Source organism: Pseudomonas sp. OTU5201, assembly GCF_038440135.1.
GTDB lineage: Bacteria > Pseudomonadota > Gammaproteobacteria > Pseudomonadales > Pseudomonadaceae > Metapseudomonas > Metapseudomonas resinovorans.
The window spans coordinates 118,849-134,594 of record NZ_JASATC010000010.1 but is presented as its reverse complement, the minus strand read 5'-3'; the positions used below and the strand labels follow the sequence as shown (position 1 = coordinate 134,594).

The window sequence follows — 15,746 nt, the reverse complement described above, 5'->3', positions numbered from 1 at the left end:
GATAAATCTCTCGCAACAGCTAACGCAGACATAGCGATTGAAATCACCCCGACACGACCACCACGGTTCCGCCGTCCCGTGCGGCCCGGCCGATGGCGTCCACCACCCGCAGGTTCTGCAGACCGTCGCGCGCGCTTACCAGTGGTTCTGCCTCCCCGCGAATGACCTGGCAGAAATGTTCGAGCTGCCGCGCCAGCGGGTCTTCGCGCTGTAGGTCGGCCACCTCGCAGGTGAAGGGCTTCCACCAGGAATGGCCTTCTGGTTGGTCGTAGCGCTTCAGGCGCATGGTGGGCACGGCGAGGGAGCCACTGGTTCCGGCGATCAGGTAGCAGTCTTCATCGTCATAGCTGGGGTAGTCGCGGTTCTCCCGGGAGGTCTGTTCCCAGCTTCGAGCGGAGGCCGCCGTGTCGGAAAGCAAGAAGCTGCCCAGGGCTCCGTTGGCGAAACGCAGGCTGATTGACACCGTGTCCTCTACCGGGAAACCGCGCGTGGCGCTGGAAGCCAGGGCTTGCACGGCGACGATCTCGCCGCACAGCGAGCGCAGGTTGCCGACCTCGTGGATCAGGTTGATCAACACCGGCCCACCACCAGCCTTGCGCCGCCAGGGTGCAGCATCGAAGTAGTCTTCCGGCTTGTAGAAGAGCGCGCTGCCCATCACCGCTACCAGGCTCCCCAGGCGGCCTTCGCGGATGATCTCCCGCGCGCGTTGGAGAATCGGGCTGTGGGCGCGGTGATGGCCCACCAACAGGGGGACCTTCGAATCACGGGATGCGGCCAGCAGCCGCTCGCCCTCTTCCAGCGTATGGGCCACGGGTTTCTCGATCAGTGCAGCAACGCCGGCCTGAAGGCACACCAGCGCCTGCTCGACGTGCAACTGGTTGGGGGTCGCAAGAATGATGCCGTCCGGCCGATCCGATTCGAACAGCGCCTCCAGCGACGGGAACAGCGACACGCCGGCACGCTGGGCGACGTCCCGGGCCGCGGTCGCGGGGTCGACCAGGGCTGCCAGTTCGCAGGAGGGGTTGGCCTGGATGAGTTCAAGGTGGCGCTGGCCAATGAGGCCGGCGCCAGCAATGGCAATGCGGAGGATGCTCATGTCGTTCGATCTGTTCCTGTGGTGGAAGGGTCGATCGAAAGACTAATATTCACTAATCCATCTATAATCCGCCGCCATGAAAAATCAGAATGCGCTTTTAGCGAATAATGATCCCTTCCTGCGCGACCTCTTGCTGTTCTGCACCGTCGCGCGGCGCTCCAGTTTCATCGCCGGTGCGACCGAGCTGGGCATCTCTCCCGCCCACGTCAGCAAGCGCATCGCCATGCTGGAGGAGTCCCTTGGGGTCAAGCTGTTCAACCGCACCACACGGCGGGTGAACATCACTGCCGATGGCGAGGCCGCCTTCGCCTGGGCACAGACGATCCTCGAAAACGTGGAGGGCATGGTGGAGGCCCTGTCCGGCCTGAAGGGCGAGCCGCGCGGTGTGCTGCGCATCGCCACCAGCCTGCGCCTGGGGCGGGACTACGTGTCGCCGGTGCTGTCACTGTTGCGCCAACGCCATCCCGGGCTGGAGGTCTGGCTGGAACTGCTGGATCGGCGGGTTGACCTGATCGGTGAGAACGTCGACATCGACCTGCGGGTGGGTGAAGTCCACGAGCCGCACCTGATCGCCCACAAGATCGCCGAAAGCCACCGCATGCTCTGCGCCGCCCCGTCCTACCTGGCGCAGCGCGGCCATCCGCGCAGCCTGGCTGACCTGGCCCAGCACGACTGCCTGCTGTTTCGCGAGCGCGAACTGGGCTTTGGCGTGTGGCGCCTGTCCGGCCCCAATGGCGAGGAAACCGTGAAGGTCACCGGCCCGATGGCCTCCAACCACAGCGATGTGGTGCGCCAATGGGCCCACGAGGGTCACGGCGTGATCATGGCCTCGGTTTGGGATGTGGCCCCGAGCATCCGCGCCGGCAAACTGGTGCGCGTGCTACCGGCCTACCAGCAGGCCGCCGATGTCTGGGCCGTGACCGCCGCGCGGGCTTCGGGATCGGCCAAGGTGAAACTCTGCATCGAGTTCCTCAAGGAGCAGCTGACCCAGGGCCCTCATGCGCTGGATACCCGGCTGTGAAGCACGTCGACAAGCCTTGAACACTTGGCTGGACCTCTAGGCAGACCTCGCTGATTCATTCGCCCCGGCCCTCCCAGTGGGCGGGGGCTATCCGCGCTGGCGAAACATACCGGACTTAGCGCGCATAGTCGCTCTCCATCACGTCCCGGTACACCGTCGCAAAGGCTTTCCAGTCCTCATCCGGCATGGGCTTTCGGTGCTGCTTGAACTGCTCGTAGTCGTGCTTCGAAGCGCTGTAGGCAGTCAGGCGATGATTGGCCTTGGCCAGGCCGAGCAGGGCGACCTCCACATGCGGCTCCCGATCACCGGTGACTTTGACGAAGATGTTCTTCGGATAGAGCCGACCGTGCTCCCAGCCGGCACGGTGCATGCGCGCTATGGTGTTGGCCAGTTGCTGGATCAACTGCTGGCGCAAGTTGGCCGGCATTGGCTGGGCATACCACGCTTCGAGGCTGATGAAGCCGTCGAGACTTTCGGTGATGAGCAACGCCTGCCATTCGGTTTCGGTCTTGCGTGCGGCGCTGAACACCACCTTGGGCACGCGGATCCCCAACTTGGCCAGGGCCTGCAAGGCTCTCATTTCATGGAGGATGGTCGGCTCGCCGAACGGGTGGACCAGGTCGTGGTGGAAGTGGTTGATCTGCCGCTTGCTGTAGAGCAACCGACCATCCTGAGTATGCAGGCGCTGGATGCCGCTTTCGCCACTGAGCAACTGATCCTCAGAGTCGAACCATTCGCCATAGGTATCCCACCACTTGTCGAAGCTGCCTTCCGAGGCGGCGTTGTCATGGCTGAACCACTGGGTGTTCATGAGAGCACCTCCTCGTGGAGCGCCCCCGCTCCACCGGCTACTTCCGAGGCAACCCGACACGGGCCGCTACCTGAGACCGGAAGAATCGGCCCCCTGGATTCACGTTAGCGCCCTTTTGCCTATTTTGCCGGCGCGTTCATAGACACCTGGGGGTCGAATCCAGACAACTCCCGGCAGATCATTGGACCTATGGTGACGGGCCTTTCATCAGATTGTCTGGAGCTGAAATGTCCGACTTCATCACCGTCCTGCGCGAGACCTGCCCTACCCCCGTCCTGGACGCCACCAAGTGGAAGCGCATCGGCGGCGATCCGCACACCGTGAATCTCAACGCCTACCTGTCCAAGGACGGCAGCAAGATCATGGGCACCTGGATCTGCACGCCCGGCAAGTTCGAGGTCAACTACGAGAAGTGGGAGTACTGCCACTTTCTGGATGGCTACTGCATCATCACCCCGGAGGGCGAGCAGCCGAAGCACCTTAAGGCCGGCGACGTGTTCGTGATCGAACCCGGCATGAAAGGCACCTGGGAAGTGGTGGAAACGGTGCGCAAGTACTTCGTTTTCGCCTGATTTCCTTCCCTCTTGCGGGAACGAATTCACTCGCGAAGCAAAATGCCGGGCACTCACCCGGCATTTTGCGTTGGAGAGCCAATCAGGCTTTGTAGCGATCCGCTGCCGACGAACGCGACAGGTTCGGTGCCATGTGGAAACGAGCAGCCGTGAAGCGCTCCCAGTCGCCTTGCTCCGGCAGCGAGGGGATAGTCACCAGTTCGCCCTGATCCAGACCGGCCAACGCGGCATCCACCATCTCGACCACGTCCATCAGGATTTCCTGCGGGATGTTCTCGATACCGGTGCCCGAGCGCTCCCAGATTTCGGTACGGGTCGCCCCCGGCAGCACTACCTGCACCCGCACGCCCTTGTCCTTCACTTCCGAGTTCAACGACTGGCTGAGGTTGAGCACGAAGGCCTTGGTGCCGCTGTAGGTGCCATTGAACATTTCCGGCGCCAGGGCCAGCACGGAGGCGATGTTGATGAGGGTGCCGCGACCCTGGGCGACGAAGTTGGCGGCAGCGGCGGCGGCCAGGTGGGTCACGGCCACCACGTTGAGCTGGATCATTGCGTCGAAACGGTCGAGGTCGGTTTCCAGCAGGCTGCCGCTGACGGCCACGCCGGCATTGTTCACCAGCACGCTGATGGCGGAATCGCTGCGCAGGCGCTGGGCAACGCGGGTCAGATCGGCCTTGTCGGTCAAGTCGGCCTTCAGCACTTCCACCTTCACTCCGGCCTGCTGGCGCAGCTCGGCGGCCAGGGCTTCCAGGCGGTTCTGGTCACGGGCGACGAGCAACAGGTCATGACCCCGCTCGGCCAGGCGCTTGGCATAGGTGGCACCGATGCCGGTGGATGCGCCAGTGATCAGGGCAACGCCTTGGTGCTTGTGTTCGCTCATGGTTCTGTCTCCTGGGGAAGGGCTCGGGGGGTCGAGCAAGGAACTTAAATTACACTCATAATATTACATGCGCAATATATTCTCTTCGACCACTGGTCGCTGGGGAGGATTGGCCGGCTTGTTGGAGGAATGAACTCGCCCCGAAGGGCATGTACCAGGCAGCGAAACCCAGGCACAAAAAAACGGCGCGCGGGCAGCAATCCCGGGCGCCGTAACACTGCCTAGCAGCTGTGGTAGAGGACCGCCGGCCCTGGTCGCCGGCGGTCCGTAGCGGGACTAGAGGCGTCCCAGCTCCTGCGCGGTGCGATCCACCGCGATCTTCGTCTTGCTGACCAGTTCGTCGATCTCGGCACGAGTGGCCACGAGGGCCGGCGCCATGATCATGCGGCCGAGGGTGGAGCGGATGATCAGCCCCTCCTCGAAGCCGATGGTGCGGCAACGCCAGGCGATGTCGTTCTCGTTGGCGAAGCGCTTGCGGGTGGCCTTGTCTTCGGCGAACTGCAACGCAGCAACCAGACCAGCGCCCTGGATATCGCCCACCAGCGGGTGGTTGCCAAACACTTCGCGCAGGCACTGCTGCAGGTAAGGGCCGGTGTCGCTCTTCACTTGGGTCACCACACCTTCGTCGCGCAGTGCTTTGAGGTTCGCCAGGGCCACCGCAGCTGCCACCGGGTGACCGGAGTAGGTCAGGCCGTGGGCGAACACACCGCCTTGCTCGACCAGCACTTCGGCCATGCGCTTGCTGAGGATCAGGCCGCCCATGGGGATGTAGCCGGAGGTCAGGCCCTTGGCGATGGACAGGGTGTCCGGCTCGAAGCCGAAGTGCTGGTGGGCAAACCATTCGCCGGTACGGCCGAAGCCACCAATCACTTCATCGGCACACAACAGCACGTCGTACTTGCGGCAGATGCGCTGGATTTCCGGCCAGTAGGTTTCCGGCGGGAAGATCATGCCGCCGGCCCCCTGGAAGGGTTCGGCAACGAAGGCGGCAACCTTGTCGGCGCCCAGTTCGAGGATCTTCTCTTCCAACTGGCGAGCCGCGCGCAGTCCGAACTCCTCGGGAGTCAGGTCGCCGCCGTTGGCGAAGTAGTAAGGCTCATCGATGTGGGCGATGTCCGGCAGCATGCCGCCCATCTCGTGCATGAATTTCATGCCGCCCAGCGCCGTGGCACCCAGGGTGGAGCCGTGGTAGCCGTTCCAGCGGCCGATCATGACCTTTTTCTCGGGCTTGCCGAGAATCTGCCAGTAGCGGCGTACGGTGCGGATCAGCACCTCGTTGGCTTCGGAGCCGGAGTTGGTGTAGATGGCATGGCTGTAGTGGCCCGGCAGCAGGCTGAACAGCAGCTCCGACAGTTCCACCACGGCCGGGTGGGTGGTGTGGAAGAACATGTTGTAGTACGGCAGCTGCTCCAGCTGGCGGGTAGCAGCGGCTGTGAGGTCCTTGCGGCCGTAGCCGAGGTTGGTGCACCACAGGCCGGACATGCCGTCGAGGTAGCGCTTGCCGTCGTTGTCCCAGAGGTGGAGGCGCTCGCCACCGACGATCACTCGCGGCCCTTCGGCGTTCAGCGCCTTCTGGTCGAGGAAGGCATGGATGTGGTGGGCCGCATCCGCTGCCTGGTAATCACGGGTTTCGCGTTGTGCCTGGAATTGAGCGTTCATCTTTGGGGGTCTCCTCTTCCCGCTATTCAGCTGTGCCGATGCTGGCCGAAGCCGATGGGCAGGGAAAATATTAAATATGTCTTCGAGCTATACGAAAAAACTGCCCTGCCCGCCTAGCGCCCAGGCGCCCGATGCCCGGCAGGATGCCGGGCACGCGGGCAGGTATCCGGGCGACGAACTGCATGTCGCCCGCCCCTGCCTTCAGTCGCGGCGTGTCACTGGATCTGCTCCAGTGGCTCAGGGCGGAACAGGTCCTTGCGCATCACGACCTTGATCCAGACCACGGCAATCAGCGACACCAGCGCCAGCACCACACCGGCAATGCCGAAAATCTTGCCGGTCATGTCCGGGCTCGGCGAGGCATACCAGATGGCGTAAAGCATGCCGGCGATGCCGAACAGCTGCGGCAGCGGATAGAACGGCGTGCTGAACGGACGGGCGATGGCCGGGTAACGACGGCGCAGGGCGATTACATCCAGGTGCACGATGATGTAGGCCAGCAGCCAGGCCAGGGCCGCGGCGAGCAGCAGCAGGTTGATGGAGGCGGCATCCTGGCCCATGACCAGAATCGGCAGGCCGGTAATGGCGGCCACGAACAGTACCGCCACCCAGGGCGTGCGGGCGCGCGGGCTGAGCAGCTTGAACTGCGGGAAAGCCTGGCCGTTCTGCGCCATGCCATAGAGCATGCGCGGGATGGCCGCCAGCGAGGTGTTCAGGGTGCTGCAGGTGGCGGTAACCGCGGCGATCACCAGGAACACCTCACCCGCCTTGCCGAACACCGTGGTGGCGAACAGGTAATGCGGCAGTGCGTCGGTGGTCAGGGCCTCGGTGGGCACCATGAACAGTGCGCCCAGGCAGTAGAGCCCAATGGTGATAAAGATGACGGTCAGGCCGATAATCATTGAGCGCGGGATGTTGCGCTCGGGACGCTTGGTTTCCTCCACCAGCGGGCAGACGAACTCGGCGCCGACGAAGCCCCACACGGCCAGTGCGGTAAGGGTTAGCACACCCGCTCCCATGGGGTTCCAGTCGCCGTGCAGCACGGTGCTGGCGGTTTCGGTGGGCGCGCCTTCAACGACGGCGGCCAGGCCCAGCACCAGCAACACGATCACCATCACCACCGCCAGGGCGGTTTGCAGCTTGGCGAAGATGTCGATGCCCATCAGGTTGAGCACGGTGAACAGGCCGAGCACGCCGAAAGCGATGCTGAAGGGCGGGAACACACCCGGATAGACCTTGCCGACGATCAGGTCGAGCAGCAGCAGTTCGGCCGACAAGGCGAACATCGCGACCACCACATAACCGGAGAAGGTCGCCAGGATGGCCGGGAAATGCCCCAGGGCAACCTCGGTGTAACTGGAAAGGCCGCCGGCACGGGGAATCATCAGCGACAGCTCGGAGAAGGAAAACGCGTAACTCAGGGCCAGCAGGTAGGCCAGCCCCAGCGGGACGATGAAGCCCAACCCGGAGAAACCGGCGCCCTGCAGCATCAGCACCATCACACCCTGGGACACCACCAGGCCGATCGCCACCGCCAATAACGCGCCAAGGCCCAGCACGCGGCGGAATCCACCTTCTTCCACCTGCCCATGGGCAGGAACAGACACACTTGCACTCATGACATTCTCCCGATCTTGTACTTGTTATTGGCCCGCCCGGCCATAACCACCGACGAGCCTGGTATTGCAGGGCGCGGTAAGGGCCGGCCCCGCCAGTCACGCCCCGCCCGCTCGCCGCACTTCCGGCGTCTGCGGGGCGCAATGTTCAACGTGCTGCCCAGGCGTTGAAGCGCTCCTCCAGTTCCTCACCGTGGTTGACCCAGAACTCCGCGCTGACCAATTGCGCATCGGCCAGGTTTGCCGGCGCGGTGGGCAGTTGCATCTGAGTGGCGGCGGGCAGTGCGGCCAAGGCGTCCTTGTGGACCGGACCGTAGGGGATCTGGCTGGAGAAGGTTTTCTGCGTATCCGCCTGGCTGGCAAAGGCGATGAAGCGCTCGGCCAGGGCCTTGTTCGGGCTGCCACGGACGATGGCCCAGTGATCCGGGTCGTAGAGATTGCCATTCCAGACGATGGCGAGCCTGGAACCCTCCTTCTGCGCTGCAGCGATGCGACCGTTGTAGGCGGCCGACATCACCACGTCACCTGCCACCAGCCACTGCGGCGGCTGGGCGCCGGCTTCCCACCACTGGATATGGGGCTTGATCTGGTCCAGCTTGCGGAAGGCACGGGTCACACCATCCGGGGTTTCCAGCACCTTGTAGAGGTCTTCGCGTTTTACCCCGTCGGCCAGCAGCGCGGCTTCCAGGGTGTACTTGGCGCCTTTGCGCAGGCCGCGCTTGCCCGGGAAACGCTGGGTATCCCAGAAGTCCGCCCAGGAGGCAGGTGCGGCAGCCAGCTTGTCGGCGTTGTAGGCCAGCACCATGGACCAGACGTAGCTGGCCACGCCGCACTCGCTGACTGTGCCGGGCATGTAGCTGGCCGACTCGCCGAGCAGGGCTGGGTCGATACGCTCGAACAACCCTTCCTCGCAGCCGCGCAACAGCTCGGGGCTTTCCACTTCAACGACGTCCCAGGTGACTTGGTCGATGTCGACCATCGCCTTCACCTTGGACAATTCGCCGTTGTACTCACCAGCGACCACCTTGCCGGCGCCGCTCTGTTCAAAGGGTTTGAAATAGGCCGCATCCTGGGCTGCCTTGGTAGCGCCGCCGAAGGAGATCACGGTGAGGCTGGAGGACTGGGCCTGGGCGGGTACACCGGCGACCGCCAGCAGGGCGACGCCAAAGGCGACACGGATGCACGGTAAGGACTTGAGCATGAAAACTCCCTCACTACTTGTAAGTTGTGGTCAGTTGCTGAGGCAGTCGTGGCCAGGAAGCCGTGAACCCGCGCGTGCACCACGCGACAGGAAGGTGTTTCTCGTTATGGGCGGCCGCGCACCGTAGGAGCACGCGGCCGGGTCGTCATGGCGACCTCAGCGCAGCTGGAACCAGGTCGTTTTCAACTGACTGTACTTGTCGAAGGAATGCAGCGAGAGGTCGCGGCCGAAACCGGACTGCTTGCCACCACCGAAGGGCACGGTGACGTCCAGGGCGTCCACCGTGTTGACCGACACCGTGCCCGCCTTGAGCGCGCGGGCGACGCGGTGGGCGCGGTGCAGGTCATCGCTCCACACCGAGGCAGCCAGGCCGTAGATGCTGTCGTTGGCCAGGCGCAACGCCTCTTCCTCGGTATCGAACGTGCTGACGGCCAGCACAGGGCCGAACACCTCTTCACGCGCCAACTGCATGTCGCTGCTCACGTCGGCGAAGACAGTGGGTTCGACGAAGTTGCTGGAACCATTGAAGGACAGGCGACGACCACCGGTGAGCAACCGAGCGCCCTCCCCTTGCGCGCCTTCGATGAAGGACATGATGCGCGCAGTCTGCCCGGCGTCGACGATGGCACCGGCACGGCTGGCCGGGTCCAGCGGGTCACCAGGCATCCAGTCGCGAGCTTTGGCCAGCAGGCGTTCGATGAACTCGTCGCGGATCGAGCGCTGTACATACAGGCGAGAGTTGGCCGAGCAGACCTCGCCCTGGTTGAAGAAGATGCCGAAAGCGGCCTTCTCAGCGGCCAGGTCCAGGTCGCGACAGTCGTCGAAGATCAGGTTCGGGCTCTTGCCGCCACACTCCAGCCAGACCTGCTTGAGGTTGGACTGGGCTGAGTACTGCATGAAGTACTTGCCCACCTGGGTGGAGCCGGTGAACACCAGGCAATCCACATCCGGGTGCAGGCCCAGGGCCTTGCCGGCGCTTTCGCCCAGGCCCGGCACCACGTTCAGCACGCCTTCCGGCAGCCCGGCTTCCAGCGCCAGTTCGGCCAGGCGCAGGGCGGAGAACGGCGACTGCTCGGCAGGCTTGAGCACCACGCTGTTGCCAGCGGCCAGGGCTGGAGCCAGCTTCCAGGCGGCCATGTCGAGGGGGAAGTTCCAGGGCACCACGGCGGCGACTACGCCCAGCGCTTCGCGGGTGATGGTGGCCAGGGCGTTCGGCGCAGTGGGCGCCACCTGATCATAGAGCTTGTCCAGGGCCTCACCGTACCAGGCGAACACATGGGCGGCGCCGGGCACATCGATGTTCCAGGCATCCATCACCGGCTTGCCCATGTTCAGCGAGTCCAGCAGGGCCAGCTCTTCGCGATGGGCCATCATCAGTTCGGAAAGGCGCAGCAGCACCTTCTTGCGCTCCACCGGTGCCATGCGCGCCCAGGGGCCTTCGTTGTAGGCGCGGCGCGCAGTACGCACGGCGAGGTCAACCTCCGCCTCGCCGCAGGCGGCGACGCGGGCCAGCAGCTCATTGGTGGCCGGGTTGATGGAGTCGAAGGTGGCACCGGAGGCGGCGGCCACCTGGCGGCCGCCGATCAGCGCCTTGTCAGTGAATGCTTGCCGGGCAGCTTTCTGCTGCCAATAGCCGAGTTCTAACACGCTGCACTCCCAGATCGACCGTCGTCGCGGTCATGTTGTTATTCGGGTCGAGGCAGATGGTGCGCCAGCTACCGGCAGAGGAAAATTATTAAAAATATGCTCGAGTCATATGAAAAAGCTCGGCAGCCCATCAGGCCTGACACTGCGCGTCTGGGGTAAGGTGCCACTCACGACCACGAGAAGAATGAGCCGCCCGCACAGCGCCAGCGGCCGACAAGAAGCGGAGGTGCCAGTGGCTACCTATACCTTGCGACAACTCAAGTATTTCGTGACGACGGTGGAGGCCGGCAGCGTGGCCGAAGCGTCGCGCAAGCTGTACATCGCCCAGCCGTCCATCTCCACCGCCATCAAGGGCCTGGAGGAGAGCTTCGGTGTGCAGCTGTTCATCCGCCACCACGCCCAGGGCGTATCCCTCACGCCCAGCGGCGCGCGCTTCTACGAGAAAGCCCAGGAGCTGCTGCGGGTGGCGCGCGAATTCGAACAGAACGCCCTGGCCGACAACGACATCGTCGCCGGGCAGATCGACATCGGCTGCTTCGAGACCGTCGCCCCGCTCTACCTGCCGCAACTGATCGCGGGCTTCCGCGAGCGCTACCCCGGCGTGGACATCCGCATCCGCGACGGCGAGCAGCAGGAACTGGTGCAAGGTCTGACCGCCGGCACCTTCGACCTGGCCTTCCTCTACGAGCACGACCTGGACAGCACCATCGCCACCGAACCGCTGATGCCGCCGCAGAAGCCCTACGCGCTGCTGCCGGAGAATCATCGCTTCGCCAGCCAGCCCCAGGTCTCTCTGCGCGACCTCTGCCTGGAACCGATGATCCTGCTCGACGTGCAGCCAAGCCGCACTTACTTCGTCAGCCTGTTCCATGAACTGGGCCTGACGCCCAACATTGTCTTCAGCTCGCCGTCGATCGAGATGGTGCGCGGCATGGTCGGCCAGGGCTTCGGCTTCTCCCTGCTGGTCACCCGCCCCCACTCCGAATGCACCTACGACGGCAAGAAGGTGGTCACCGTCGACATCACCGAACCCGTCGCCACCTCCGGCCTGGTGGCCGCCCGCCTCAAGCGCGGCCAACTGACCAAGCCTGCGCAACTGTTCGTCGACTTCTGCCGCGAGCGTCTCGCCCATAAGGCCGAAGCTCCGTAGCTTGGCGTTGAGCGCAGCGAAAACCAACGATTCGATCCCCTGCCACTCCGCCCGATGGGTTTCGTGCCTCAACCCATCCAATTACGAACCTGTAATTGGATGGACTCGCCCTCGCCGAGGCGTCGAGCGCGCCGACGGCGGCGTCCGAGAAAACGCGCCCAGTGTCTTTCACGCGCTGGCGCCGTTCACCTGCCAGTACCCCCTCAGGTACTCGATGAACACCTTCACCTTGCGCGTATTGCGCCGGTGGGTGAGGTAGAGCACGTAGATCTGCGGGCCGAAGCCGCTCGGTTCGCGCCAGCACTCGGGCATCACCTCAACCAGTTCGCCTCGCGCCAGATAAGGTGCCGCGCTCCATTGCGGGATGAACTGCAGGCCCTGGCCATCCAGCAGGCAGGCGAGCAGGAAATCGTAGTTGTCGCTCGACACGCGCGGTATGGGCTGGTTCAGGCGGATGCGCTGATCGTCCTTGGTCACCCACCAGAAATGCCGGTTGAGTAAGGGATGCCGGAGGATCAGCCAGTCGTGCTGAAGGTAATTGTCCAGGGTCACCTCCCCGCCCCGACTCGCCAGGTAGGCGGGGCTGGCGCAGAGGGTGATGCGGTTCTCCACCAGGGGCTGGGCGATCACACCGGGCAGGTCGGTGGGACCATCGCGCAGGGCCAGGTCATAGCCGCCGTCCACCAGATCGACGTAGGTGTCGGAGAGATCCACCTCCAGGTGCACATGGGGATGTTCGCGTAGGAAGCGGCAGCAGACGGCGTTGAGGAAGGCCGGCGCGAAGGATGGCGGCGCGGTGATGCGCAGGCTGCCGCGCAGTTCGTGCTGCAACTGTTCGACCCCCTCGCCGGCGAGCTGCAACTGCATCAGCGCCTGACGAGCGCCTTCCAGGTAGATGTGCCCAGCCTCGGTGAGTGACATCCGACGGGTGGTGCGCTCGAACAGCTTGGCGCCAAGGCCCTCTTCCAGTTGCGCGATGGCCTTGGTCAACGAAGACGGCGTAGTGCCGAGCTGCTCGGCGGCGCGGCTGAAATTACCCTGTTCGGCGGCAGCCACGAACATGCCCAGCGCGGTCAATCGGTCCATGTTTATTTCCACTTCAGAAAAGAAGTTATGCCGTGCCTGGCGTTATTCCAGGCTGGCCGACTGGTTAGTCTTTGCCCACAGACCAACAAGAATCAAGGCCACCCACACATGAAGCCGATTGTCTCCCTGGCACTCTCCGTCGCGCTCGCCTTTTCTTCCATGGAAACTATGGCATCCGCCGATCTCATCCTGCACAACGGCAAGGTCTACACCGCCGAACCGGGCCAACCCCTGCAACAGGCAGTCGCCATCGAGAACGGCAAGATCGTGGCCGTCGGCTCCGACGCCCGGGTCTTGAAGCTCAAGCAGGCGAAGACGCAAGTGCTGGATCTCGGCGGCAAGGTGCTGATGCCGGGCTTCATCGACTCCCACGCCCATGTGATCAAGGGTGGGCTGCAGATGCGCCAGGCCAGCCTCAATGGCGAAGAGATTCCGCTGGATGAGCTGGAGCGGCGCCTGCGCCAGTGGCGCGAAGACGGCAAAGCGACGCGTGGCGAGTTCCTGGTAGTCGGCGGTCTGCCCACCCGCTACTGGGACCAGCTCGACGCCTTAGGACAGCGCTTCAACCACGGCGAGTGGGCCGATACGCCAATCCTTTTTGCCGGCTGGGATTACCACACCGGCTGGGCCAACCAGGCCATGCTGAAGCGCGCCGGTATCGACGCCGCCAAGGTGAAGCGCCTAAAGGGCGAAGCGCTGGCCACCATCGGCCACCACGAAAGCGGCCAGCCCAATGGATTCCTTGTGGACGCCGGCTTCTACGCAGCGCAGGAGCTGATCCCCCTGCCCTCCGACCGCGATTTGCTGGCCGGCGGCCGCGACGCCCTGAAGCACTTCAACAGCCTCGGGATTACCGCCTGGATGGACCCGCTGGCCAATGAGATTCCCGGTGGGCCGCTAGACAACAGTTCAGTTGGCATGCTGCCCACCTACAAGGCGATGGCTGAGTCTGGAGAGCTCACGGCCCATGTCGCCGCCCTGCTGATGGCCGACTCCAAGGCCACGCCCAAGGACCTCGACGAACTCGACAAGGTGCGCCAGCAATTCCAAGGCGTGCCGAACCTGAGCTTGCCGGGCATCAAGGTCTTCGCCGATGGCGTGGCGGAACACCCGGCCCAGAGCGCCGCGATGCTGGAACCCTACAAGAACGCCAACAAGCGCGGTGAGCTGCTGATCGACCCAGCGCATTTCGGCGAGCTGGTGGATGCCGCCGACGCCCGTGGCTGGCTGGTGCACGTGCACGCTATCGGTGACCGCGCGGTGCGCGAGTCCCTCAATGGCATCAATCAGGCGCGCAAGGCCCGCAACAGTGGTATCCCCCACTCCATCACGCACCTGCAGATGGTCAACCCGAGGGAGTTCGCCCGTTTCAAGCCGCTGGATGTGATCGCCTCCATGCAGCTCTACTGGGCCAGCGCCGACGAGCTGAGCATCGACCTGATCCAGCCCTATGTCAGCGCCATGGCCTTCCAGTACCAGTACCCGGCCCGCTCGCTGCTGAAGAACGGCGCCATCATCGCCGGCGCCAGCGACTGGCCGATCACCACCCCGGAACCGTGGAAGGCCATCTACCAGGCCGTCAGCCGTAAGGGACCGAAAGGCGTGCTGAACGCCGCCGAGGAAATCGACCGGGAGGCGATGTTCCAGGCCTACACCCTGAACGCCGCCCGCGCGATTCGCCTCGACGACCAGATCGGCTCGCTGAAACCAGGCAAACAGGCCGACCTGATCCTGCTGGACCGCGACGTGTTCCAGGTCGAGCCCGAGGCCCTGCGCGATACCCAGGTGCTGAAAACCTGGTTCGCCGGGCGCGATGTCTTCACCCGCAATCGCTGAACCACTTCTTCCCGCTAAAGGGCATCGCTCCGGTGTGCGGCCCCGAAACAATCCAACGCTCAACAGGTAACTTGCAGTGAAAGTCCATACCTTCGTCACCGACACCCAGAACCCACTGATCCGTGGCCGACAGATCGGTGAACGGTGGGCGGAGCAGATCCGGCAGACGGTATCGCTCTACCTCGATTTCTTCTCCCAGGTGGATGTCGATCCTGCCCAGGTCCGCCAGCTGGGCGAAGCCAGCCTCGGCGCCCTGGAAGCCTGGAGCCCGGCACTGGCCCAGGAAGTGGCTGCCACCGCAGAAGGTGCTGGGCTGCCGCTCTGGCAACTGGCGGCGCTGAACGCCCGCACGGAAATCCTCGCGGTGATGCCGACACCGCCCGAAGGCGAATGCTCTACCGCCGTGTTCGCCCCGCGCGGCGCCATGGTCCCGCGTACCATCCAGACCTGGGACTGGCACGACGCCCTGGTGCCCAATGGCCTGATGCTTCAACTCACCGGCACAGCCGGCCTCGGGGTCAAGCTGTTCACCGAGTTCGGCATGCTCGGCAAGATCGGCGTGAACAGTGCAGGCCTAGGCCTGCACTTCAACATCCTCCACCACCGCAGCGACAACGACAGCGCCGGCGTGCCGGTGCACGCCATCGCCAGGCGCCTGCTGGAAGAAGCCCGCAGCGTGGACGAAGCCATCGCGCTGGCCCGCTCGGCGCGGGTCAGCGCGTCCACCGTGCTGACGGTATTCTCGCGCCAGGATGCATCGCCCCGCGCGGCGAGCATCGAACTCTCCCGCGAAGCCACCGCCGTGGTACTCCCACGCGGGGACGGCTGGATTACCCACACCAACCACTTCCTCGCCCCTGAGCTGGTTCCCGGCGAACGCACCCTGGACGTGTCCACCACCTACGCCCGCCTGGACCATGTGAACGGCAACCTGGACGCCATGACCGGTAAACCCCTGGCCTCCCGTGCCAGCGCCATGTGCGGCGACCTGGGCGAGCAGGCGCCGATCTGTTTCCACCCGGACCTGGCCCTGGCACCCAAGGAGCGCTGGGAAACCCTGCTCACCATCGGCATCGACACCGAGCAGTTCGAGCTGGAATACGCCGCGGGCAACCCGGTGGTACTGGCCCGCTCGGGCAGCGTGCGTTTCTGACCCCAATCGGCGGCCGGC

The 15,746-nt window shown here is 64.3% G+C and carries 13 protein-coding genes; 5 read left to right on the top strand and 8 right to left on the bottom strand.

What is annotated here, in order from left to right:
• Positions 1–43: 43 nt before the first annotated feature.
• Positions 44–1,096, bottom strand: a complete 1,053-nt coding sequence (locus tag AAHM40_RS08905; RefSeq protein ID WP_342244309.1) for a Gfo/Idh/MocA family protein — start codon at positions 1,094–1,096, stop codon at positions 44–46.
• 76 nt (positions 1,097–1,172) lie between these two features.
• On the opposite strand from AAHM40_RS08905, the gene AAHM40_RS08900 reads away from it, so the two are divergent.
• Positions 1,173–2,117 (top strand): LysR family transcriptional regulator, encoded by a 945-nt coding sequence (locus AAHM40_RS08900; protein WP_342244308.1) that lies wholly within the window; start codon positions 1,173–1,175, stop codon positions 2,115–2,117.
• A 115-nt stretch (positions 2,118–2,232) separates the two neighbouring features.
• Here the strand turns inward: AAHM40_RS08900 and AAHM40_RS08895 are convergent, their stop codons facing one another.
• Positions 2,233–2,928 carry a lipopolysaccharide kinase InaA family protein gene (locus AAHM40_RS08895; protein WP_342244307.1) on the bottom strand — a complete coding sequence of 232 codons (696 nt, stop codon included), beginning with the start codon at positions 2,926–2,928 and terminating at the stop codon, positions 2,233–2,235.
• A gap of 227 nt (positions 2,929–3,155) precedes the next feature.
• On the opposite strand from AAHM40_RS08895, the gene AAHM40_RS08890 reads away from it, so the two are divergent.
• A complete protein-coding gene (locus AAHM40_RS08890; RefSeq protein ID WP_028630940.1) occupies positions 3,156–3,500 on the top strand; it encodes a cupin domain-containing protein in 345 nt (114 codons plus the stop codon).
• Between the two features lie 82 nt (positions 3,501–3,582).
• Here the strand turns inward: AAHM40_RS08890 and AAHM40_RS08885 are convergent, their stop codons facing one another.
• The 5 genes from AAHM40_RS08885 to AAHM40_RS08865 all read right to left on the bottom strand — a co-directional run bounded on the left by AAHM40_RS08885 (position 3,583) and on the right by AAHM40_RS08865 (position 10,503).
• A complete protein-coding gene (locus AAHM40_RS08885; RefSeq protein ID WP_342244306.1) occupies positions 3,583–4,380 on the bottom strand; it encodes an SDR family NAD(P)-dependent oxidoreductase in 798 nt (265 codons plus the stop codon).
• Positions 4,381–4,656: 276 nt separating this feature from the next.
• Positions 4,657–6,039, bottom strand: a complete 1,383-nt coding sequence (locus tag AAHM40_RS08880) for an aspartate aminotransferase family protein (RefSeq protein WP_342244305.1) — start codon at positions 6,037–6,039, stop codon at positions 4,657–4,659.
• A 215-nt stretch (positions 6,040–6,254) separates the two neighbouring features.
• The gene (locus tag AAHM40_RS08875; RefSeq protein WP_342244304.1) at positions 6,255–7,658 is read right to left on the bottom strand and encodes an APC family permease; all 1,404 of its coding nucleotides are present in this window, start codon (positions 7,656–7,658) and stop codon (positions 6,255–6,257) included.
• Between the two features lie 145 nt (positions 7,659–7,803).
• Positions 7,804–8,856 (bottom strand): ABC transporter substrate-binding protein, encoded by a 1,053-nt coding sequence (locus tag AAHM40_RS08870; RefSeq protein ID WP_342244303.1) that lies wholly within the window; start codon positions 8,854–8,856, stop codon positions 7,804–7,806.
• 156 nt (positions 8,857–9,012) lie between these two features.
• Positions 9,013–10,503 carry an aldehyde dehydrogenase gene (locus tag AAHM40_RS08865; RefSeq protein WP_342244302.1) on the bottom strand — a complete coding sequence of 497 codons (1,491 nt, stop codon included), beginning with the start codon at positions 10,501–10,503 and terminating at the stop codon, positions 9,013–9,015.
• A 232-nt stretch (positions 10,504–10,735) separates the two neighbouring features.
• On the opposite strand from AAHM40_RS08865, the gene AAHM40_RS08860 reads away from it, so the two are divergent.
• Positions 10,736–11,653: a LysR family transcriptional regulator gene (locus AAHM40_RS08860; RefSeq protein WP_280283849.1), complete on the top strand. Its 918-nt coding sequence runs from the start codon at positions 10,736–10,738 to the stop codon at positions 11,651–11,653.
• 168 nt (positions 11,654–11,821) lie between these two features.
• On the opposite strand, the gene AAHM40_RS08855 is transcribed toward AAHM40_RS08860, so the two are convergent.
• On the bottom strand, positions 11,822–12,739 hold the full coding sequence (locus AAHM40_RS08855; RefSeq protein ID WP_342244301.1) for a LysR family transcriptional regulator: 918 nt from the start codon (positions 12,737–12,739) through the stop codon (positions 11,822–11,824).
• Positions 12,740–12,847: 108 nt separating this feature from the next.
• Here AAHM40_RS08855 and AAHM40_RS08850 point away from each other — a divergent pair, with 108 nt between their 5' ends.
• A complete protein-coding gene (locus AAHM40_RS08850) occupies positions 12,848–14,575 on the top strand; it encodes an amidohydrolase (protein WP_342244300.1) in 1,728 nt (575 codons plus the stop codon).
• Between the two features lie 76 nt (positions 14,576–14,651).
• Positions 14,652–15,728, top strand: coding sequence for a C45 family peptidase (locus tag AAHM40_RS08845; RefSeq protein ID WP_342244299.1), 1,077 nt, complete (start codon positions 14,652–14,654; stop codon positions 15,726–15,728).
• Positions 15,729–15,746: the final 18 nt, after the last annotated feature.